The 22274-nt window shown below is 67.1% G+C and carries 20 protein-coding genes; 11 read left to right on the forward strand and 9 right to left on the reverse strand.

Features of this window, described 5'->3' with window-relative positions; translation table 11 throughout:
• Positions 1-119: 119 nt before the first annotated feature.
• From ACOZHM_RS09435 to hglS, 7 genes are all read left to right on the forward strand, one after another.
• Positions 120-1748, forward strand: a complete 1629-nt coding sequence (locus ACOZHM_RS09435; RefSeq protein WP_421568989.1) for a serine hydrolase — start codon at positions 120-122, stop codon at positions 1746-1748.
• Positions 1702-2433, forward strand: coding sequence for a M15 family metallopeptidase (locus ACOZHM_RS09440; protein WP_421568990.1), 732 nt, complete (start codon positions 1702-1704; stop codon positions 2431-2433). The genes ACOZHM_RS09435 and ACOZHM_RS09440 overlap by 47 nt, the downstream gene beginning before the upstream one ends.
• Positions 2434-2499: 66 nt before the next feature.
• Positions 2500-2877 carry a hypothetical protein gene (locus ACOZHM_RS09445; RefSeq protein WP_421568991.1) on the forward strand — a complete coding sequence of 126 codons (378 nt, stop codon included), beginning with the start codon at positions 2500-2502 and terminating at the stop codon, positions 2875-2877.
• A gap of 220 nt (positions 2878-3097) precedes the next feature.
• The gene (locus ACOZHM_RS09450; RefSeq protein WP_421568992.1) at positions 3098-3517 is read left to right on the forward strand and encodes an EF-hand domain-containing protein; all 420 of its coding nucleotides are present in this window, start codon (positions 3098-3100) and stop codon (positions 3515-3517) included.
• A gap of 171 nt (positions 3518-3688) precedes the next feature.
• On the forward strand, positions 3689-4438 hold the full coding sequence (locus tag ACOZHM_RS09455) for an HAD family hydrolase (protein ID WP_421568993.1): 750 nt from the start codon (positions 3689-3691) through the stop codon (positions 4436-4438).
• Between the two features lie 4 nt (positions 4439-4442).
• Entirely contained in the window at positions 4443-4997 is a 555-nt protein-coding gene (locus ACOZHM_RS09460; protein WP_421568994.1) for a hypothetical protein, read from the forward strand.
• 471 nt (positions 4998-5468) lie between these two features.
• Positions 5469-6833 carry a 2-oxoadipate dioxygenase/decarboxylase HglS gene (gene hglS / locus ACOZHM_RS09465; RefSeq protein WP_421568995.1) on the forward strand — a complete coding sequence of 455 codons (1365 nt, stop codon included), beginning with the start codon at positions 5469-5471 and terminating at the stop codon, positions 6831-6833.
• A gap of 67 nt (positions 6834-6900) precedes the next feature.
• On the opposite strand, the gene ACOZHM_RS09470 is transcribed toward hglS, so the two are convergent.
• Positions 6901-8415 (reverse strand): acetyl-CoA hydrolase/transferase family protein, encoded by a 1515-nt coding sequence (locus tag ACOZHM_RS09470; protein ID WP_421568996.1) that lies wholly within the window; start codon positions 8413-8415, stop codon positions 6901-6903.
• Positions 8416-8686: 271 nt separating this feature from the next.
• Between ACOZHM_RS09470 and glnE the strand changes: the two genes are divergently transcribed.
• Complete coding sequence (gene glnE, locus ACOZHM_RS09475) at positions 8687-11506, forward strand: bifunctional [glutamate--ammonia ligase]-adenylyl-L-tyrosine phosphorylase/[glutamate--ammonia-ligase] adenylyltransferase (RefSeq protein ID WP_421568997.1); 2820 nt, start codon at positions 8687-8689, stop codon at positions 11504-11506.
• Between the two features lie 139 nt (positions 11507-11645).
• Here the strand turns inward: glnE and ACOZHM_RS09480 are convergent, their stop codons facing one another.
• The 5 genes from ACOZHM_RS09480 to ACOZHM_RS09500 all read right to left on the reverse strand — a co-directional run bounded on the left by ACOZHM_RS09480 (position 11646) and on the right by ACOZHM_RS09500 (position 15183).
• Positions 11646-12200, reverse strand: a complete 555-nt coding sequence (locus tag ACOZHM_RS09480; RefSeq protein WP_421568998.1) for a queuosine precursor transporter — start codon at positions 12198-12200, stop codon at positions 11646-11648.
• Between the two features lie 77 nt (positions 12201-12277).
• Positions 12278-12793 (reverse strand): hypothetical protein, encoded by a 516-nt coding sequence (locus ACOZHM_RS09485; RefSeq protein ID WP_421568999.1) that lies wholly within the window; start codon positions 12791-12793, stop codon positions 12278-12280.
• Positions 12794-12824: 31 nt separating this feature from the next.
• Positions 12825-13697, reverse strand: coding sequence for a DUF2145 domain-containing protein (locus ACOZHM_RS09490; protein ID WP_421569000.1), 873 nt, complete (start codon positions 13695-13697; stop codon positions 12825-12827).
• Positions 13698-13923: 226 nt separating this feature from the next.
• A complete protein-coding gene (locus ACOZHM_RS09495) occupies positions 13924-14142 on the reverse strand; it encodes a hypothetical protein (protein ID WP_421569001.1) in 219 nt (72 codons plus the stop codon).
• A gap of 69 nt (positions 14143-14211) precedes the next feature.
• The gene (locus ACOZHM_RS09500) at positions 14212-15183 is read right to left on the reverse strand and encodes a mitochondrial fission ELM1 family protein (RefSeq protein ID WP_421569002.1); all 972 of its coding nucleotides are present in this window, start codon (positions 15181-15183) and stop codon (positions 14212-14214) included.
• A 142-nt stretch (positions 15184-15325) separates the two neighbouring features.
• Between ACOZHM_RS09500 and ACOZHM_RS09505 the strand changes: the two genes are divergently transcribed.
• The gene (locus ACOZHM_RS09505; protein WP_421569003.1) at positions 15326-15916 is read left to right on the forward strand and encodes a malonic semialdehyde reductase; all 591 of its coding nucleotides are present in this window, start codon (positions 15326-15328) and stop codon (positions 15914-15916) included.
• A gap of 87 nt (positions 15917-16003) precedes the next feature.
• Positions 16004-16711, forward strand: a complete 708-nt coding sequence (locus ACOZHM_RS09510; protein ID WP_421569004.1) for a YceI family protein — start codon at positions 16004-16006, stop codon at positions 16709-16711.
• 155 nt (positions 16712-16866) lie between these two features.
• On the opposite strand, the gene ACOZHM_RS09515 is transcribed toward ACOZHM_RS09510, so the two are convergent.
• The 3 genes from ACOZHM_RS09515 to ACOZHM_RS09525 all read right to left on the reverse strand — a co-directional run bounded on the left by ACOZHM_RS09515 (position 16867) and on the right by ACOZHM_RS09525 (position 18769).
• A complete protein-coding gene (locus ACOZHM_RS09515; RefSeq protein ID WP_421569005.1) occupies positions 16867-17295 on the reverse strand; it encodes a hypothetical protein in 429 nt (142 codons plus the stop codon).
• Between the two features lie 88 nt (positions 17296-17383).
• A complete protein-coding gene (locus tag ACOZHM_RS09520; protein WP_421569006.1) occupies positions 17384-18178 on the reverse strand; it encodes a siderophore-interacting protein in 795 nt (264 codons plus the stop codon).
• Between the two features lie 78 nt (positions 18179-18256).
• A complete protein-coding gene (locus ACOZHM_RS09525; RefSeq protein WP_421569007.1) occupies positions 18257-18769 on the reverse strand; it encodes a helix-turn-helix transcriptional regulator in 513 nt (170 codons plus the stop codon).
• A gap of 494 nt (positions 18770-19263) precedes the next feature.
• Here ACOZHM_RS09525 and aceE point away from each other — a divergent pair, with 494 nt between their 5' ends.
• Positions 19264-21951, forward strand: a complete 2688-nt coding sequence (gene aceE, locus ACOZHM_RS09530; protein ID WP_421569008.1) for a pyruvate dehydrogenase (acetyl-transferring), homodimeric type — start codon at positions 19264-19266, stop codon at positions 21949-21951.
• The last annotated feature ends 323 nt before the right edge of the window (positions 21952-22274 follow it).

Genomic DNA, 22274 nt, shown 5'->3' on the forward strand with positions numbered 1-22274 from the left:
CCCCCCGCGGCGCTGCACATTTTCCGGCCCCCGCCCCCCCCGGCGCCGGGGGGGGGGGGGGGGGGGGGGGGGGGGGGGCCCCCCCCGCGCCCCCCCCCCCCGAGCCCGGCTTCCAGCCCATGTTCGACCAGGCCCGGCAGCACTACGCGCTGCCGGGCCTGGCGATGGCCGTGGTGGACGACGGCCGCGTGGTCTATACGCACACCGCCGGCGAACGCCGCGCGGGCAGCGGCGAACCCATCGACGCCGACACCCTCTTCAAGATCGCCTCCAACAGCAAGGCGATGACCGCCGCGGTATTGGCGCGCCTGGTCGACCGCGGCCTGCTGCGCTGGGACGACCCGGTCCGCAAGTTCCTGCCGCAGTTCCGCATGTACGACCCGTGGGTGGGCGAGCACATGCAGGTGCGCGACCTGCTCATCCACAACAGCGGGCTGGGTCTGGGCGCGGGCGATCTCATGCTCTGGCCGGAGCCCAACACCTTCAGCCGCGCCGACATCATCGCCGGCCTGGCCCACCTCAAACCCGTCACCAGCTTCCGCAGCGGCTACGCCTACGACAACCTCATGTACGTGGTGGCCGGGGAAGTGGCGGCGGCGGCCGGCGGCAAACCGTATGACCAGCTGCTGCGCGAGGAAGTCTTCCTCCCGCTCGGCATGAGCCGCTGCCAGGCCGGAACGTGGTCGGTGGCGCAGGTCGGCAATGTGGCCCAGCCGCATGCGCTGCAGGAAGGCCGCAACGTGGTGATCAATGCCGACGCCGCCACGGCTCCCGACCTGACTTCCATGGCAGCAGGCGGCATCCGCTGCAGCCTGCGCGACATGACCCGCTGGATGCAGGTGCTGCTGGACCCCGCCCTGGTCCCCGGTTGGCTGAGCGATACCCAGCGCCGCGCGCTGTGGACCGCGCACATGCCCATGCCGCTGGGTGAACGCCAACGCAGCTGGGACAACGCCCACTTCTCCGCGTATGGCTATGGCTGGCGTCTGTCGGACATGGACGGGCAGTGGAAGGTGGCCCACACCGGCACCTTGTCCGGCATGTATTCCTCACTCGCGCTGCTGCCGGACCGCAAGGTGGGCGTGGTGATCCTGATCAACGGTGAAGGCGAGGACGCACGCACCGTGCTGATGCAGACCGCGCTGAAGCACTACACGGCGCCGGAGCAACGGCAAACGGTTGCCGGCTACGCCGCGCAGCTGCAGGCCGAACGCACCCACCGCCGCACCGCCAACCCCGCGCTTGTCGATACGAAAGCGCGCACCCCGGTAACGACCGCACACAACCCGGTGACGACCGCACGCAAACCGGTAACCACCGCACGCAACCCGGTAACGCCCGCCCGCAACCCGGTAACGGCCGCACGCAAACCCGTAGAGCCACCCCATGGGTGGCTGAGCAGCGCCGACCACCCCGCATCCGCCCGACACCCCGCAGCCACCCATGGGGTGGCTCTACCGCCGCAGGGCCGCTACCGCGACCCTTGGCTTGGTGAGGCCACCCTCTGCCCGGCACACGGCGCCCTCCGCTTCAGCATAGAAAAATCCCCCACCCTGCGCGGCACCGTCATGCAGCTCGGTTCGCGCTGGCTGGTGCAGTGGGATACCCTCGGGGCGGATGCCGAGCCCTGGTTGCAGGTACAGCCGGGCACCCCGCCGACGCTCACCCTGAGCGCGATCGACCCGGATATCGACTTCAGCTATGACTACCAGGACCTGCAGTTTCGCCGTATCGGCGATTGCCCCTAGCCTGTTGGTGCTTGCACTGGCAGTATCACCCGCCCACGCGCAGGCCGTCACCGTCGTGCCGGTCGGCAGCCCCGAAGAGGCCGGCATGGTCGACGTGCGCACGCTGGCGCCGTCGATCGACCAGGACATCCGCTATGCCGGCAGCAACAACTTCACGGGCCGCCCGGTGCCGGGCTATGAGGCGGCCAAGTGCTACCTGCTCGCGCCGGCAGCGCAGGCACTGGCGAAGGTAGAGGCGCAACTGCGGGCAGACGGCTATGCCCTGCAGCTGTTCGACTGCTACCGCCCCGCGCAGTCGGTCCATGCATTCGTCGAGTGGGCCCATGACCCACGCGAACAATCGCGCAAGGTGCTGCAGTACCCGGACCTGGACAAGCCGCAGCTGCTGGGCGGCTACATCGCCGAAACCTCCGGCCACAGCCGCGGCGCCACCGTCGACCTGGGCCTGCTCAAGTGCAGCGGCGACACCTGCACCCCGCTCGACATGGGCACCGACTTCGACTATTTCGGCCCGCGCGCGAACACCGACGCGGCCGACATCACCCTCACCCAGTACCAGAACCGCCAGGTGCTGCTGCGGGCCATGGAGCGCGAGGGCTTCACCAACTACCCGCAGGAGTGGTGGCACTTCACCCTCACGCCCGAGCCCAGCCCCACCACCGCCTACGACGTCCCGGTGCGCTGAGCGGCCGGAGGCCGGCACAGGGCGCCGCGCAGCTACAATGCGCCCTCACCGAACCCACGGACCGCGATGAACCTGCCGCTGCACTTTGGATTGCTGGGCACGCTGGAGGCCGGGCTGATCGCCCTGCTCGTCGGCCTGCTGGTGTACGCGCTGTGGCACCGGGTGTGCCGCTGGGCAGGGTGGTCGGCGGGGTATGCGATCGGCTGGGCCTGCGTCATCGCCGTGGTCATCTCGGCCGGCATCGACGCGTGGAAGCTGTTCTACATGGGCATCATGCGGCTGGAATCGCCCCAGTTCGCGCGGATGTTCCTGGCCACCGTGCACGATCCCAACGAACTGGGCTCGCGTGTGGTGCTGGAAGTGGCCGGTGCGCTGGCCGGTGTTGCATTGGGCTGGCTGATATTCAGTTCGCGCTCAGGCGAAAAAAGCGCCAGCACCCCCTGAGTTTTCGTTCGCTTGCCGTTAAATGCGGCCTCGTTGAATGCGTGTCTTACCAATCGCTCACCTGCGCGTAACTGCACGGGTAATGCAGCGCTGCGCGCGGGTGGTTAAGACCGCGTGCGCACGTCGGTTGCGGCGCAAGATCGATTCACAAACGGGGTGGCAGTGTGGGGCCGTGCGGAAACAACGAACCGTGCAACACCCCAACAAGGAGACCACCCCAATGACTATTCGCAACCGCAAGCCCCTGATCGCCCTGATCGTCGCCGCAGGCAGTGTGCTGGCCATTCCGGCGATGGCCCAGACCGCAAAGCAGAGTGCAGCGCAGGCCCAGACCCAGGCCGCGCAGGCGCAGCAGGCGGCGGCACAGGCAGACCAGGCGGCAGACGCGGCAACCGGCGCGGCCGCCCAGGCCTCTTCGCAGGCGGGCGGTGGTGGCGGCCAGACCTGGGCCAGCGTGGATACTGACGGCGACGGCGCCATCAGCAAGACCGAGGCCCAGGTAAATGCGGGCCTCGCCCAGGTCTTCGACCAGGCTGACAGCAACAAAGACGGCAAGCTGACCCCGGACGAGTACAAGGCCTACGTGGCCGCCCAGCAGGGCGCCGCCGCCGGCGGTGGCAACGCCGCCCCGGGCCGCTAAATCGGCCGGATGCCCGACACCGACCGACTGGGTAGAGCCGACTGTTAGTCGGCTGCTCCACCCGGGAAGTACGTAAACCAGCACCACCCCAAAACCGCTGGACAACGGTAATGGGCAAGGAAGGGCGGCTTGGGCCGCCCTTCCTTTTTACCGGCTTGGTATCCTTGCCCGATGATGACCTCCATGCCCGCGCCCAAGGGCGCCATCGGCCTGGTCGGTTTTGACGGTGACGACACGCTGTGGAAGAGCGAGGACTATTACCGCAAGGCCGAGCAGGATTACCTCGACATCCTGTCGCGCTACATCGACGTGCACGACACCGCCACCGCGCGCCACCTGCTCGAAGTGCAGCAGCGCAACCTGGGCGTGTTCGGCTACGGCGTGAAGGGCATGACCCTCTCCATGCTCGAAGCGGCCATCGAGATCACCGAAAAGACCATCGCCGCTCGCGACCTGCAGCTGATCCTCGACATCGGCCATGACACCCTGCGCCACCCGGTCGAACTGATCGACGGCGTGCGTGAGTCCGTCGCCGAGATCGCCCGCGATTACCCGGTCGTGCTGATCACCAAGGGCGACCTGTTCCACCAGGAAGCCAAGATCAAGGTCGCCAACCTGCGCGATCTGTTCCCGCGCATCGAAATCGTGTCCGAGAAGGACCCGGAAACCTACGCGCGCGTGCTGGAAGAATTCGACCTGCCCATGCAGCGCTTCGTCATGGTGGGCAACTCGCTGCGCTCGGACATCGAGCCGGTGGTCACCCTCGGTGGCTGGGGCATCCACACCCCGTACGCCGTGACCTGGGCGCATGAAACCCAGCACGGCGTGGCGGCCGACGAACCGCGCATGGTCGAGGCGGCAACTGCTTTCGACTGGCCGCAGGCCCTGCGCGCCATCGAAGCCAAGGCGGCGGGCGGTTGAGGCGGTGAACCGACTTCTGCGCCCGCTGCTGTTCGTCCTGCTGCTGTGGCTGCCGCTGTTGGCCAGCGCGCAGCAGACGGCGGAGAAGTCCGAGGCGTACCGCGTGCATACCGGCGATGTGTGGGTGGACAGCCAGCTGCAGGACATCAACTACTACGCCGAGCGCTACCCGGACAGCTTTCTGGACGAAGTATCGCGCTATGCGGGCGTGTCGCGCGGCTACGTCGCCGCATTGATGTTTACCCATCAGTGGCAGGCCGGCGACATCTATTTCGCCTGCTTCTGGGCCAAGGCGACCGAACGCTCCTGCCGCGACGCCGTGCAGGCGTGGTCGCGCTTCGTGCCGGAGGAGGGCGAGGACAAGCGCTGGGCCGATGTCGTGGCGGAGATGCCGGTCACGCCCAGCAACCAGCACTGGCGCACCCTGCGCCATGCCATCGTGGCCAGCCACGACCATTGGGACCGCTCGATCACCCTGGACGCCACCCTCAAGCGCCAGCTGGGCGACCGCGCCCAGCGCGACCGCGCGGCGGCCAATCCGGCGCCTGCTGGGCGCTGACGGATCGCGCAGCCACGCATGGCGTGGCTCTACCGTGCTGCCTGCATCGCGCAGCCACGCATGGCGTGGCTCTACCGTGCCGCCTGCATCGCGCAGCCACGCATGGCGTGGCTCTACCGTGCGGCCTGCACCGCTCAGCCACGCATGGCGTGGCTCTACCGTGCGGCCTGCACCGCTCAGCCACGCATGGCGTGGCTCTACCGTGCTGCCTGCATCGCGCAGCCACGCATGGCGTGGCTCTACCGTGCTGCCCGCATCGCGCAGCCACGCATGGCGTGGCTCTACCGTGCCGCCTGCATCGCGCAGCCACGCATAGCGTGGCTCTACCGCGCCCGTAGAGCCACGCCATGCGTGGCTGCCGTGCGCCGGCCAACCTTCGGCCCCCAATGCTGCTATGCACCTCGCCGGCCACCGTTCGCCTGCGCGACAATAGGCGATTGCCTCCCCCCGTGATCCGTTGCCGAGTACGTAATGAGCGCCGACCGTTTCGTTTCACCCGACGATATCCGCAGCCTGTTCGCCCAGGCCATGTCCACCATGTACCGCACCGAAGTGCCGCTGTACGGCACCCTGGTCGACCTGGTGGCCGAGATCAACGACGCCGTGCTCACCGCCGACCCGGCGCTGGCCGCGCAGCTGGACCGCAATGACGAAACGGGCCGCCTCGCACAGGAACGCCACGGCGCCATCCGCGTCGGCACCGCCGAAGAACTGGCCACGCTGGGCCGCCTGTTCGCGGTCATGGACATGTACCCGATCGGGTACTACGACCTGTCCGTGGCCGGCGTGCCCGTGCATTCCACCGCCTTCCGGCCGCGCACCGCGCCGGCGCTGGCGGCCAACCCGTTCCGCGTGTTCACCTCCCTGCTGCGGCTGGAGCTTATCGACGATGAAGCCCTGCGCGAGGAATCCGCGCGCATCCTCGCCCGCCGTCGCATCTTCACCGACGAGGCGTTGGCCCTGATCGAGCAGGCCGAGCGCGATGGCGGCCTGGATGAAACCGACGCGCGCCGCTTCGTCCTGGCCAGCCTGGAAACCTTCCGCTGGCACAGCGACGCCACCGTGTCGCTGGCCACTTATCACGCCCTGCACAATGCGCACCGGCTGGTGGCCGACGTGGTCAGCTTCCGCGGCCCGCACATCAACCACCTCACCCCGCGCACCCTGGACATCGACGCCGCACAGGCCGCCATGCTCGCGCGCGGCATCGACGCCAAGGCCGTGGTCGAAGGCCCGCCGCCGCGCCGCTGCCCGATCCTGCTGCGCCAGACCAGCTTCAAGGCGCTGCAGGAAACCGTGAACTTCCCCACCGACGGCGGCGGCGACGCAGGCACCCATACCGCGCGCTTCGGTGAGATCGAGCAGCGTGGCCTCGCCCTCACGCCCAAGGGCCGCGCGCGGTACGACCAGCTGCTGGGCCAGGCGCGCGACGCCGGCGGCGATGGCAGCACCGGGCAGGATTATCCGACCCGCCTGGCGGCAGCGTTCGTGCAGTTCCCGGACGACCACGACACCCTGCGCCGCGAGGGCCTGGGCTATTACCGCTATGCCCTCACAGAAGCAGGCCGTGCCAACCCGGCCGCCGTCGGCGACCTGCCGGCTGAAGCGCTCGTGGCTGCGGGCCTGGCCAGTGCCGATCCCATCGTCTACGAGGATTTCCTGCCGGTCAGTGCGGCGGGCATCTTCCAGTCCAACCTGGGCGGGGAAGAACAGCGTGCCTACGCCGCGCATGCCAACCGCGATGCGTTCGAGCAGGCGCTGGGCATGAAGGTGGAAGACGAGTTCGTGATTTACGAACGCCTGCAGCAGGAATCGCTGGACAGCCTGCGACACTGAACTGGCCTGGCGATCAACGCCGCAAGAAAAAACGCCGGGAAATCCCGGCGTTTTTCGTTTCACCGCATCAGGCCTTCATCGTGCCCGTATCCAGCCAGCGCTGGTGCCACGACAACGCTTCCGGCAACAGATGCGGCGTGTGCTTGCCGTAGCTGTCGCGGCTGGCGCGCTCGAAATAATCGTTGAGCTGGTCGCGGAAATCCGGGTGGGCGCAGTTGTCGATCACCACCCGCGCACGCTTGCGCGGCGGCAGCCCGCGCAGGTCGGCCAGGCCCTGTTCGGTCACGATCACCGACACATCGTGCTCGGTGTGGTCCACGTGGCTCACCATCGGCACGATCGCCGAGATGGTGCCGTTCTTCGCCGTCGACGGGCTCAGGAAGGCCGACAGGAATCCGTTGCGCGCGAAATCGCCCGAACCGCCAATGCCGTTCATGATCCGCGTGCCCATCACATGCGTGGAATTGACGTTGCCGTACAGGTCCACCTCGATCATCCCGTTCATGCCGATGCAGCCGAGCCGGCGCACCAGTTCCGGGTGATTGGAGATCTCCTGCGTGCGCATGATGATGCGCTCGCGGTAGAAATCGATGTGCTCCTTGAACGTCTCGTTGGCCTGCGGGCTCAGCGCGAAACCGGTGCACGAGGCGTAGCTCAGCACCCCGTCGCGCAGCAGGTCCAGCATGCCGTCCTGGATCACCTCGGTGAACGCACTCAGGTCGCGGAAGCCGCTCTTGGCCAACCCGGCCAGCACCGCGTTGGGAATATTGCCCACGCCGCTCTGCAGCGGCAGCAGGTTGGCCGGCAGCCGGCCCTTGGCGACTTCGTGCTTCAGGAAGTCGATCAGGTACTCGGCGATCTGCTCGCTGCACGTATCGATCGGGCTGAACGGGCTGTTGCGGTCCGGGCCATTGGTGCGCACCACCGCCACGATCTTGTCCGGGTCGCAGCGCAGCGCCGTTTCACCGATGCGGTCGTTGGCATGCACCAGCGGAATCGGCTTGCGGTGCGGCGGCAGCGCCGTGCCGTAGTAGATGTCATGCATGCCGTCCACGCCGGCCGGCTGCCATTCGTTGACCTCGACAATCACCTTCTTGGCCAGGTCCAGCCAGGTCTTGTTGTTGCCCACCGAGGTGGAGGGCACCAGCGAGCCGTCTTCGCGGATCGCCGACACCTCGATCACCGCCGTGTCGATCTCACCATAGAAGCCGAACCACACATGCTGCGCCACGTGGCTGAGGTGGATGTCGATGTAGTCCAGCTTGCCCTCGTTGATGCGGTTGCGCGCATACGGGTCGCTCTGGAACGGCATGCGCATCGCGATGCCATCGGCCTTGGCCAGCGCACCGTCCAGCTCCGGCGCCGTGGAGGCACCGGTCATCAGGCTGATCTGGAAGGGCAGGTCCTGCGCGTGGAACGCCTCGATCCGCTGCGCCAGCGCCACCGGCACGGCCTTCGGGTAACCCGAGCCGGTGAAACCGCTCATGGCGACGGTTTCACCCGGTTGAATGAGGGCGGCGGCGGCTTCGGCCGACACCACGCGATCGCGCAGGCGCGCGTCGGCAATGCGATCTACGGACATGACGACTACGATTTTCTGGGGGGATATTCATTATCCGCCATTGCCACCCCCTCCCGGGTGCGACCAAGGTGGAATAGCGTTTCGGGCGGCAACGTATTCCTATTCAGGTAAATGAGGGCATCTGTACCCGTGAGTATTGTTTTGCAGTGCAGCGTGCAACTTGTTCGCCGAGCCTAGAAGATCGCCCTGCATCCCGACGTGGGGGAGGGAGCAGAGCCCGCTGGCAGTTCGCTGCAAGCGGGCTTTTTTATGTCCGATGCATAATCGCCCTATGCCGATTCCTGCCGATGCCGTCCCCGCCGCCCTCGTCCCCTTGGTCGACCGCGCGTTCGCCCGCCTTGCGCTCAGCCTGAACGACTCAGGCAGCTGGCCGCCGCCGGAACCCGTACTCGCCCAGCTGCGCCTGCTCGCCATCACCAGCGATTTCGCCATCGATACCCTGTGCCGGCAGCCCGGGCTCTTGTCGCAATTGACCCTGCCGGACTGCCCGCCGCTGCCGTTGCCGGTGCTCGACCGCCAGCAACCCACCGAATGGCCCGTGCGCCTGCGCCGTTACCGCACCGCCTGCTCCACCCGGCTGATCTGGCGCGACCTGGACGGCCTGGACGACGTTCCGGCCACCCTGGCCGGCGCCACCGTGCTGGCCGAGGAATGCATGGCGCTGGCCCTGGCCGCGCTGGAGCAGGAATTCGCCACCCGCCACGGCGTCGTCCGCGCCGCCGACGGCAGCGCCCAGCAACTGGTGGTGTTCGGCCTGGGCAAGCTTGGCGGTGGCGAACTCAACTTCAGTTCCGATGTCGACCTCGTCTACGCCTACCCGCAGGGCGGCGAATCCGACGGCGCCCGTCCGCTGGCCGCCGAGGAGTACTTCGCCCGGCTCGGCCAGCGCCTGGCGCGGCTGCTCGACGAAACCACCGTGGACGGCTTCAGTCACCGTGTCGACCTGCGCCTGCGCCCGTTCGGCAGCGCGGGCCGCGTGGCGCTGTCGTTCGCCGGCATGGACCAGTACTTCCAGCGCGAAGGCCGCGACTGGGAACGCTACGCATGGCTGAAGGCGCGCGCCGTGGCGGGCGACATCGCCGCCGGTGAAGCCTGGCTGCAGACCCTGCGCCCGTTCGTGTACCGGCGCTACCTCGACTTCACCGCGCTCGACGGCCTGCGTGAAATGAAGGCGGCCATCACCGCCGAGGTCTCGCGCCGCGACATGTTCGACGACATCAAGCGCGGCCCCGGCGGCATTCGCGAAATCGAATTCCTTTCCCAGGCGCTGCAGCTCATCCGCGGCGGCCGCGAGGCCTCCCTGCGCGAGCGCCGCCTGCTGCATGCCCTGCCGGCGCTGGTCGCGTGCGGGCAGATGGCCGCGCAGGATGGCGACGACCTGCTGCACGCGTACGCCTTCCTGCGCCGCGTGGAGAACCGCCTGCAGATGCTGCGCGACGCCCAGACCCACGCGCTGCCCACCGATCCCATCGACCGCCTGCGCATCGCGTGTGGGCTGGGCTATGCCGATTGGGAGGCACTGGTGGCCGCGTTGGATGTGCAGCGCGAGCGGGTCAGCACTGAATTCGCCGCCTTGCTCGCGCCCCGCGCCGGCCAGGCCGCGCCCGATGCCCTGGCCAGCTACTGGCGCGGCCTGCCCGACAACGGCAGCGCCGAGGTACTGGCCGACGCCGGCTTCCACGACCCGCAGGGCGCCGACCAGTCGCTGCGCGACTTCGCCCAATCGCTGGGCGTGAAGTCGCTGTCCGACAACGCCCGCGCGCGGCTCGACCGCGTGCTGCCGGCACTGCTGCATGCCGCCACCCGCTCGCCGCAGCCCGACGCCGCGCTCAAGCGCGTGCTCGGCCTGCTGCAGGCCATCCTGCGCCGCACCAGCTACCTGGCCCTGCTCGACGAACAGCCCAGTGCGCTCGCCCGGCTGGTCGACGTGCTGGCGCGCAGCGCGCTGCTGGCCGAGCGCCTGGCGGCCTACCCGCTGCTGCTCGACGAACTGCTCGACGTGCGCGTCTCCGGCCCCATTCCCGACGCCGCCGCCATGCAGGCCGAATGCGATGCCGCGCTGGCCGTCGACGATCCCGAGGCCGCACTGCGCCTGCTCAATGAAACCCGCCTCGCGCTCAGCTTCCGCATGGCACTGGCCACCCTGGACGGCCGCCAGCGCGCCGTGGACAGCACCCGCCAGCTGGCCCAGCTCGCCCAGGCCGTCGTGGTCAGCGCCTTGGCCATGGCCGACGCGGACATGCGCCGTGCCCACGGCGACGTGCCCGGCGGGCGCTTTGCCATCATCGGCTATGGCAGCCTGGGTGGGTTGGAACTGGGCTTCGGTTCGGATCTGGACCTGGTGTTCCTGCACGACCACCCGGCCGACCAGGACAGCAGCAACGGCGCGCGTCCGCTCGACCCCGGCCGCTGGTATGCGCGCCTGGCGCAGAAGGTCATGGCGCTGCTGGGCGCGGTCACCGCCGCCGGCCGCCTGTACGACATCGACGTGCGCCTGCGCCCGGACGGCGGCAAGGGCAGCCTGGTCTCCTCGCTGGCCAGCTACACCGAATACCAGCGCGAGCGTGCGTGGACCTGGGAACACCAGGCCCTCGTGCGCGCGCGCGGCATTGCCGGCGACGCCAGCCTGCTGGCCGATTTCGAAACGATCCGCGCGCAGACATTGGCCCGCCCGCGCGAGCGCGACGTGCTGTATGCCGACGTAGTGAAGATGCGTGGGCGCATGCGCGCCGAACTGGACCGCAGCGATGCAGGGCGCTGGGACCTGAAGCAGGGCGCCGGTGGCATCGTGGATCTGGAGTTTTTGCTGCAGACCGGCGTGCTCGACAGCGCCGGCGCGCACCCGCAGGTGCTGGAGCCGCGCGATACGCCGAGCCTGATCGACCAGTTGGCGGGCATCGCGTGGCTGCCGGGCGGCACGCGGGAGGCGTTGCATGAAGCGCATGCCGCGTTGCTGGATGTGGGGTTGGCGTGCACGTTGGATAGACGGCCACGGCTGGCCGTACTGACCCCGGCGCTGGAAGAAGCGCAGCGGGTGATTACTGCTGCATGCGAGGCAGCGGAGTTGCCCTTCAACGGCACACCGGGATAACGCGATACCGCGACAATGGGCGACGCGATAATTTCCGTAGAGCCACCCCATGGGTGGCTGCTATTTGCAATGTGCCGGGGGCACACCGCGCAGCCACCCATGGGGTGGCTCTACGGATCGCGCGCGTATTTCCCGTGGGTTACGCCACCCGCGGCGCCATCTTCCACAACAATGCCCGGAACGGCGCCAGCAGAAACACCCCAATGGCCAGCTTCACCGCCAGATCGCCCAGCGCCCAGCTCACCCACGGCAAACTGGAACCGGCGAACGCAATGCTCCAGAAAATCGTCGTATCCAGCGTCGCACTGCACGTGGTGGCCACCATCGGCGCACGCCACCAATGCCCGCGCCGCAGCCGGTCGAACACGGTGATATCCAGCAGCTGCGCCGCAATGAACGCCAGGCATGAGGCCACCGCAATGCGCGGCGTCGCGATCCAGATCGACAACAGCACCGCCAGCGCGAACCCGGCCCACGCCACCCGCCGTGCCGCCGCCGGACCAAACCGGCGGTTGATCAGGTTGCTCACCAGGAACGCCACCGGGTAGCTGAAGGCACCCCACGTCAACCAGTCGTTGATCGGGTACTGCACCAGCACGTTCGAGCCCAGCACCACCGCGCCCATGGCCAGCACCGCCAGCAGCAGCGAGCGCAGGGTCAACGGGGCAAACACAATGGCAGGGCGCGCGGACATGGCGAACCGGGGGGTAGACAGGGAAGCGGCGGATTATCCGGGCTTGGGGCGGCCACGGCCACCCCAGGCCGGTTCACTTACCAGCGTTCGCTCAGGTTGTTGGCGGCCGCATCGGGGGTGGGCAGGAACGCCACAGCCGTGCCATCTGCCCCGGCTACCGTCCAACCTGCGCCGGTCGGGGTAGGGGTCAGGTCCAGCACATCGCCCACCTTCAGTGTCTTGGCCGGGTTGTCATCGCGGGCTGGCCACTGCACCACGGCCAGGTCTTGAGGCGCCTGCGGATTCCTCAAGCTCACGTCCACCGCACCATTGGCCTTGGGCTCGATCTTCTCAACGGTGAGCGGCGGCAGTGGGCCGGCCTTCAGGCCATCGGCGCGCGCGCCCCGCTCACGGCGGTTGTTGGATTTTTCCTGCGACTCGTGCACCGCGCCCACCGTGAGCCAGACCGGAGAAGTCACCACGGCAAGGCTCATCAACCCGCCGAAGATCACCACGCTGCTGGCCCCCTGGCCCGGGGTGTAATCCTGTGCCGCAACCGGCGAACTGGTCACCACCAGGCTCAATGCCACCGCCAGACTCGAAAGACGTTTCATGACCACTCCTTAGTTTGAAAACCAGACAACGTCACGGCAGCGGCGGGCCCATGCCCGCCACCGGTACGTGCGCCACCGCCAGTTCCTGTACCAGCGCACCGTGCTGCCAGAAGAAATCGAACACCGATTCCACCGTCACCACCGAATAATTGCCGGAAATGCGCTCCGTCGCCGGGTGATCGGTCGTAGCGGCATTGGCCGCGAAGAATCGCGCGCCCAGTCGTTTGCCCACGCCGATGTGCAGCGTACTGGGCTTGTATTGATATGTTCGCAGCCACGCTTGTACCTGCGCGCGATCACGCACCGTGCGGCCGTAGTCCGCCTTCTGCACGGCGGCCATCATGACCTCCAGCACCCACTGGTTGGAATTCTGGTACTCCAGTGAGAAGGGAAACGCCACCGCACTGTAGCGTGGCTGGTGCAGCGCACGCGCCTGGGTGGCAGGCGGCGTCAGCATCGCCTTCAGCGCCGCGCGTACTGCGGGCGAAGGCACGCCAACGCGCAGGTCGGTATGCGTACCCGTCTCGCCGATGAAATTGCCCAACCCCTCGCGGAACAACGCGGACTCCGACGATTTGCATCGGTTGAGCAGATGCACCGCGCGCCAGCGGCCATCGTCCTCGCGCACCGCAAAGGCCACGTGGCTGTGGCGCAACCCATACTTGCTCAGGTCCTGGCCACCGCGCGCGATGATCACCACATCCACGTCGTCCAGCGCTTCCAGCGCTTCGTCGGCGCGTTGGGCCACATCGAACATCGATGCCAGCGCCGCCGGGGTGGGGTAGCGCTCCATGCATTCGGGTTGCTGGGATTGGGCCTGTGCGCAAGGTGCGGTGAGCCACAGCGCCGCACATAGCAGTGCGGGCACGGGCCAGCGAATTGAGCGGGGGTGGGGTGCATCCATTGCAGTTGTGTCTCCAGCGGTACGAGCCGCGCGGGACATCATAGCGGTGGTTTGGGGGTTATCGGGAAAGGGCCAGCCGACTAACAGTCGGCTCTACCCAGTCGGCGCTACCGTTGGTGCCGACGATGCGGCACAGGCGGGTAGTGACACCCCATGGGTGTCATCGCGATCCATGGGTGTCATAGCGGTCCACAGGTGTCATCGCGGTGCCAGACCACCACCGACATCAGCGGCTCAGTTCCCGCGCACAAGGTTCACTCACCGGCACCGGCGGTTCCTGCGGCCACCGCTCCTTCTTCTGCTGGTCGGTCAGCGGCGGCTGGTTGCGATACGCGGTGAGCTCCTTGTGGCAGCTCCACGACACCGCATCCTGCCCGGTGGGCATACTGGAACAGCCGGCAACCAACACGGCCATCAACCCCAACACCGCACTGCGCATACGCACGCTCCTTCCCTGGTGAACCTCGAATCTACCGGCAGCGCATCGCCATCGGTAGCCATTCGCCGCGCGCCGTTAAGCGGGGATATCCAATGCCGCCCGTACCTGCGCGGCAATGCGCCCGGTCTCGCGCAGCGGCTCGATCGGCCCGGGGTAGCCCCAATCCAGCCAGCGTTCCTGCAACCGCCCGCGCGCGCGCAGTGCCTGCTGGAATGTCACCATCCGCCCCTGCGCCTGGCCCTCCAGCGCCACCGCCACCGGCAGGCGCGTGCCGCAGGCCTCCGAAAGCAGGTTCACCGAATCGGGCGACACCACTATCCGGTCGGCCCAGCCCAGCAGCCCCGCATACGGGTTCACCCCGTCGCCGCCGTCGCCCCATATCACCCCGGGCACGTCCGCGAACGCGCTGCGCAGCGCACCCACCAGCGCCGGTGGCGTGCGCCGCGACGTCGTGGCCAGCAGGCTGCCGCCCTCCGCACGCAACTGGTCTGCCAGCTGGCGGAACACCAGCACCATGTCCGGTTCGTGCCAGGGTGCGTGCGGCGTCGGGCCGCCCACCAGCAACGCCGTGCGCGGGCCGGGCAGATCGCCGAAGCTGGCGAAGGCCGCGCGCCCCACCGTGAGCCAGTCGTCGTCCACCGGGTTCAGGCTGCCCAGCAGCGTGAGCACATTGCTGCCGCGCAGGCGGTCGTGTTCGGGCACCACCAGCAGGTCCCAGTGGCGTGTGCCCAGCCGCGGGTCCAGGATCTGCACCACCTTGCTGCCGCGGCGGCGCAGCTCGCGCAGCGCCCCGGCCGCCTGCCGCCCGCAGCCCACCGCCAGCTCGGGCGATTCCTTCGCCAGCGTGGCAAATGCGTCGCCGTAACCGTGGGCCGCTCCGGGCAACCAACACGGCGCCACCCATTTCCAAGGCGCGCGCGGCAGCAGTACCAGCGGCCGGTGTGCCCCCAGCTTCAATGCCGTGGCCAGGGCCACCGCCTGCCGCACATTGCCGGCACGGCCGTCAGTGATCGTCCAGGGCGGACTCCATCGTTTCACGTATGGCATTAATTCGTTTCAGTCAGGCTGGGTGTTGCAACAGTCGCGACACTCTACACTGCCAGCCTTCGCCGACCGCGCGGTGCCCCGTAAAGGTAGCGCAGGGCGTGCGGGATTCCTTCTATATCCAACGTGTTCTTCTGGAGGCTTCATGTCCAACGTGCTCAACGATGCTGCGCTCGACCAGTTGTTCCGTACCGCCCGCACCCAGAATGCCTTCCTCGACACCCCCGTCGAAGACAGCCAGCTGAAGGCCCTGTACGAACTGCTGAAGTGGGGCCCCACGGCCGCCAACGCGAGCCCGGCGCGTTTCGTGTTCGTGAAGTCGCCCGAAGCCAAGGCCAAGCTCGCCCCGGCGCTGTCCGAAGGCAACCACGACAAGACCTTGGCCGCCCCGGTCACCGTCATCATCGCCTTCGACGAAGACTTCCACGAAAAGCTGCCCTACCTGTTCCCGCATACCGATGCCAAGGCATGGTTCGACGGCCCGCGTGAAAACCGCCGTGAATCGGCCTTCCGCAACGGCAGCCTGCAGGGCGCCTACCTGATCCTGGCCGCCCGCGCGCTGGGCCTGGACGCGGGCCCGATGTCCGGCTTCGACCCGGCCAAGGTCGACGAGGCCTTCTTCAAGGGCACCACCCTGAAGTCGAACTTCCTGGTCAACTTGGGGTACGGTGATTCCTCGGGCCTGTTCCCGCGTCTGCCTCGCCTGTCGTTCGACGAAGCTGCCCGCATCGAATAAGTTTTTCCGCCGGCTGAGGCCCGTCCGTGCGGACGGGCTGTTGTACTACTTTTCCTTTTCCCAACGCATTCGAGAGAGAGACCTGACATGACCGTGACCCGCAAACTGCTCCTGCCGCTGGCCCTGACCCTGGCCATCGCCGCCTGCTCCAAGCCGGCTGAAGAAACCGCCGCCCCGGCCGCCGACGCGACCCCGGCTGCTGCCGCCACCGCCCCGGCCGACGCTGCTGCCACCCCGGCGGCTGCCCCGGCTGCCGAAGCCATCCAGATCGCTTCGGGCACCTACAAGCTCGACCCGAGCCACACCGACGTGCTGGTCCAGTGGAGCCACTTCGGCTTCTCGCACCCGACCGCCCACTTCGGCGCTGCCGAAGGCACCCTGGTGTACGACGCGGCCGACGTGACCAAGTCCACCGTCGAAGTGAAGCTGCCGCTGAGCGGCCTCAACAGCTTCACCGCCAAGTTCGACGAGCACCTGCGCAGCGCCGACTTCTTCGACGCCGCCAAGTTCCCGGCTGCCACCTTCAAGAGCACCAAGGTCGAAGCCGCGGGCACCAACAAGCTGACCGTCACCGGTGACCTGACCATCAAGGACATCACCAAGCCGGTCACCCTGGACGTCACCGTCAACGCCGGCGGCGAGCACCCGATGGCCAAGGTTCCGGCCGCCGGCTTCGACGCCACCACCACCATCAAGCGCAGCGATTTCGGCGTGGGCGCTTACGCTCCGAACGTCAGCGATGAAGTGAACATCCGCATCACCACCGAAGCCACCGGCGAAAAGCCGGCTGCGTAATCGGTAGCAATGCGAAACGCAAAAATCCCGCCGAAAGGCGGGATTTTTGTTTGTGGCAACGGCAAAGGACAGGTAGGTGAATCCGACCGGAAAAACCGACCGGAAAAACCGACCGGAAAAACCCAACGGAAGAACCGACGGGGTAGAGCTGACTGTTAGTCAGCTGCTCTGCCAGCAGCAATCTTCGCCAACCACCCACTCGCGAAATCCGTCGGCAACCGCCGCGCCGGTGCGGTCAACCCGCTCTCACGCAAAAACGCATGCGTGGCCTGCGCGAAATTCTGCCGCGCAATCAGCGCCGCCTGCTTCACCGCCGCCTGCTGCTTGCGCAGCTGCACGATCTGCAGGCTCGGCTTCCCCGGCAATGCGTACTTCTGGTAACGCCGCAGCTCGTCGGCCACCAGCGTGATATCGGTATTGGCCTGCACCAGCGCCAGCTGCGCGCGGGCCAGCGGCAGGTCCGCCTCGCGCATCGGCACCAGGGCGTTCGGCGCGGCCGTGGCCAGCGTGGCGTCCAACGCCGCATCGGCGCGCTCCAGGCGCGCGATCAGGTCGGCCAGGGCCGAAAGAGAAACTGCTTGCATCGAAAGCCACCGGCCCAAAACGTGATTGTCGCATGGAGGGTGCCCCGGCACCCTCCATATGCCGGAAGCGCCGGCCGTTGGCCGGCCCTCAATCCCCTTCGTACTCCGGGTGCGCCTTCCAATACCCCGTGGAACGAATCCACTCCTTCGGCACCCCCAAATGCCCCTCGATGTACTTGCGCATCATCCGCGCCCGGCGCGATTCGGTGGCAATCCAGTAGAACGTGTCGCCCTCCGGCTCCTCGAAGTCGGTGAACACGTCTTCCAGCAGCGTGCTCGTCGCCCCATCAAACCCGTTGCGCTCCAGCCAGTACACCCGAATGCGGTCATCCTCGGGCAGCTGCTGGCGGTCGTCCGCCTCCGGAATTTCGATGTACACCTCCGCACGCGCCTGCTCCGGCAGCGTCTCCAGCCAGCGGCTGATGGCCGGCAGCGCCGTCTCATCGCCAATCAGCACATAGGTGTCGTAGTCATCGGCCGTCATATGCGAGCCACGCGGGCCGCCCACCGCAATCGCATCACCCGGCTGCGCATTGGCCGCCCAGCTCGACGCCACCCCGTGCCCGTGCAGCACGAAGTCGATGGCCAGCTCCTTGGCCTCCAGGTCCCACCAGCGCGGCGTGTAATCGCGGGCGGGCGAGGGCGCCTGGCCTTCCGGGTAGCGCGGGCCTTCCGGCGTCATTGTCGGCACCACGAACTGGCCTTCCGCATTCGGGAAGAACAGCTTCACGTGGTCGTCGGGCGAAGGCGAATCGAAGCCTTCCAGCGCCTCACCGCCCACGATCACCCGGCGCATGCATGGGGTGATTTCCTCGGTGCGCAGCACCTGCAGCGGGCGGAACTTCACGGTATGACGCAGCAACCGGTTTTCATGCAAAGCCATGGGAAACACCTGTAATCAGTGCCGCACACGCGGCGTAGGGGGAAGGACCTGGCTGGCCGTAAGCGAGCTGGGTCTGAATCAATCGGGTCGGCGGCCGGGCGCGCGGATCTGCGCCGCGGCCTCGCGCAGCGCCTGCGCCACGGTGGCCGCGTTGTCGTCCTGCCAGCGGGCGTGGTGCAGGGCCAGCGCCTGTTTCACCTCGCGCAGCGCGTCGCGCACCACCGGCGGCAGGTTGGCCTTGGCGATCGAGCGCGCGCTGTGGCGCACCCGGTGCAGCGCCGCGTCCACCTCTTCGCGCTGCGCCGCCAGCTCGGCCTGGCCCAGCGCATTGAGCTGGTAGCGCTTGCGCCCACCGTCTTCCACCGCACTCACCCAGCCGGCGGTCTCGAACTGCGACAGCACCGGGTAGATGGAGCCTGCGCTGGGCGTATACACCCGCACGAACATCTCGCTGATGCACTGGATCAGCTCATAGCCGTGGCGCGGCTGCTGGCCCAGCAGCGACAGCACCAGCAGGCGCAGATCGCCGCGGCTGAGCGGCCGGGCAGGGGTAGCGCGGGCAGAACGTTCAAGGTCACGCGGAGCAGTCATTTCGATATATCGAATGAGGTGCGATAACGATATATCGAAATCATCGCCGGTGGTAGAGCGAGGCCCTGCCTCGCTAACGGAACGGTTCAGCATTCGACCAAGCCGCCCCTCACCAAAAGCGCCCTCCCACCAAACGCCCCCACGCGACGGTGCGTGCCCCAAGTAGAACGCTGGCCCACCCCCACCCATCCCAGCCATCCACGTTCCACGCCCCACCCCATGACAGCGCTAGCCAATCCCCCACACCCGAAACCAACCCCCACCAGCACCCCACTGTCCCCCTGCAGCACCAATGTCATCCCCATCAACCACCCTGAAACCGCGCGTGGAACCGCCAAACCCCACCCACCCCACTGTCGCGCCATGTCCCCCCAGACACCGCGCAGCGCTTCCATACGCACCCGTAGCGAAGTAAGCAAACCCATTGGTGCGCTACACTTTGCGGCTAGAAATCTAAAACAGTCGCGCGCGTGCGTGCGGTCATGGGAGCGCAAATGAACTGGTTGAACGAGGTGCTGAACAACGACCCGAATCCTGTGGAAACCCAGGAATGGATCGAGTCGCTGAAGGCCGTTATTGATGTCGAGGGCCCTGAGCGCGCGCATCAACTGTTGGAAGGCATGGTGGAACTGACCCGTCGTTCGGGTGCTTACCTGCCGTTCTCTCCCACCACCGAGTACGTGAACACCATCGCGCCGACCCTGGAGGCCAAGAGCCCGGGCAACGCCGAACTGGAATGGCGCATTCGTTCCATCATCCGTTGGAACGCCATGGCAACCGTCGTGCGCGCCAACCGCAAGCCGGGCGACCTGGGCGGCCACATCGCCAGCTTCGCCTCCGGTGCCACCCTGTACGACGTGGGCTTCAACCACTTCTGGCGCGCCCCCAGCGACAACCACCCGGGCGACCTGCTCTTCATCCAGGGCCACAGCGCCCCGGGCATCTATGCGCGTTCCTTCCTGGAAGGCCGCATCGATGAGCAGCAGCTCGACAAATTCCGCATGGAAGTCGACGGCGGCGGCCTTTCCAGCTACCCGCACCCGTGGCTGATGCCGGACTACTGGCAGACCCCCACCGTCTCCATGGGCCTGGGCCCGCTGGCGGCCATCTACCAGGCGCAGTTCCTGCGTTACCTGGAAAACCGTGGCCTCATCGAAAAGAGCGACCGCAAGGTGTGGTGCTTCATCGGCGACGGCGAGAGCGACGAGCCGGAAACCCTGGGCGCCATCGCGCTGGCCGGCCGTGAAGGCCTGGACAACCTGATCTTCGTGGTGAACTGCAACCTGCAGCGCCTCGACGGCCCGGTGCGCGGCAACGGCAAGATCATCCAGGAACTGGAAGGCGTGTTCCGTGGCGGCGGCTGGAATGTCATCAAGCTGCTGTGGGGCGGTTACTGGGATGCCCTGCTGGCCAAGGACACCAACGGTGTGCTGCGCAAGCTCATGATGGAAACCGTCGACGGCGAATACCAGAACTGCAAGGCCTTCGGCGGCGCCTACACGCGCGAGCATTTCTTCGGCAAGTACCCGGAAACCGCCGCCATGGTGGCCGGTCTTTCCGACGACGACATCTGGCGCCTCAACCGTGGTGGCCACGACCCGCACAAGGTGTACGCCGCCTACCACCAGGCCGTGAACACCAAGGGCATGCCCACCGTCATCCTGGCCAAGACCGTCAAGGGCTATGGCATGGGCAGCGCCGGTGAGGCGCTCAACCCGACCCACCAGACCAAGAAGCTGGACGACGAAGCCGTCAAGCACTTCCGCGACCGCTTCAACATTCCGGTGACGGATGCGCAGCTGGCCGACGGCCAGGTGCCGTTCTACCACCCGGGCCCGGATTCGCCGGAAGTGAAGTACCTGCAGGAGCGCCGCGCCGCACTGGGCGGTTACCTGCCGCAGCGCCGCCGCAAGGCCACCAAGAGCTTCAACGCACCGAAGCTGGAAACCTACGAGCGCCTGCTCAAGAGCAGCGGCGAGCGCAGCTACTCCACCACCATGGCCTTCGTGCAGAGCCTGAACATCACCCTGCGCGACAAGGAACTGGGCCCGCACATCGTGCCGATCGTGGCCGACGAAGCCCGTACCTTCGGTATGGAAGGCCTGTTCCGCCAGATCGGCATCTACGCGCCGTTCGGCCAGAAGTACAAGCCGGTCGACGCCGACCAGCTCATGTTCTACCGCGAAGACCAGAGCGGCCAGGTGCTGCAGCAGGGCATCAGCGAGCCGGGCGCCATCAGCTCCTGGATGGCTGCCGGTACCAGCTACTCGGTGTCCAACGTGCCGATGCTGCCGTTCTACATCTACTACAGCATGTTCGGCTTCCAGCGCGTGGGCGACATTGCCTGGCAGGCCGCCGACATGCGTACCCGCGGCTTCCTGCTCGGCGGCACCGCCGGCCGCACCACGCTCAACGGTGAAGGCCTGCAGCACGAAGATGGCCACAGCCATCTGGCGGCGGGCGGCATTCCGAACGTGCGCAGCTACGACCCCACCTTCGGCTTCGAAGTGACCGTCATCCTCCAGCACGGCACCAAGGCCATGATGGAAGACCAGATTGATGAGTACTACTACATCACTCTGATGAACGAGAACTACACCCACCCGGAAATGCCGGAAGGCGCGGCCGAAGGCATCGTCAAGGGCATGTACCTGCTCACCGACGCCGGCAAGCCGAAGAAGAACGAGCTGCGCGTGCAGCTGCTGGGTTCGGGCACCATCCTGCGCGAGGCCATTGAAGCGGCTGCGCTGCTGGAGAAGGACTTCGGCGTTACCGCCGACATCTGGAGCTGCCCCAGCTTCAACGAACTGCGCCGCGATGGTTTCGACGCCGAGCGTTGGAACCGCCTGCACCCGGAAGACACCCAGCGCAAGGCCTACGTGACCGAGCTGCTGGAAGACCGCCAGGGCCCGGTGATTGCTGCCACGGACTACGTGCGTGCGTATGCGGACCAGATCCGCGCGTTCGTGCCGGGTACGTTCACCGTGCTGGGTACCGATGGCTTCGGCCGTTCCGACACCCGTGCCAACCTGCGTCGCTTCTTCGAAGTTGACCGGTACTACATCGCGCATGCCGCGATTGCGGCGCTGGCCAAGGACGGGAAGATGACCGGGAAGGATGTGGCCCGGGCTATCAAGCAGTACAAGATTGATCCTGAGAAGGGTAATCCTGTCGGGGTTTGATTGACACTTCTTTGAATGGAGGAGGGGCGAAAGCCCCTCCTTTTTTTTTGGAAATTGAGCCGATCGTCCTGCCGGGGCACGCTTTTGTGCATTGCAACTGGGTGCTCAAGCATTCCTGTTCCGAGTACAGCGCCCGCTGTATGCACCCAAACGCATGGCACTTATGGTGTGGTGCGTTTAAGGACTGTTCCCTCCGGGGGCATTGGCCCACGAGAAATCCCGCGGCGCCCGCGAGTTTGTCCAACCGCCTGGCGACCTAGACGGCCAGACGAGCGCACGGCAAATGGGCCCCTGAGCCCTTGCACGCATTAATAATGTGCGTG

Origin of the sequence: Stenotrophomonas sp. PD6, from assembly GCF_049199305.1 — a bacterium.
In the GTDB taxonomy this organism is placed as follows: Bacteria; Pseudomonadota; Gammaproteobacteria; order Xanthomonadales; family Xanthomonadaceae; genus Stenotrophomonas.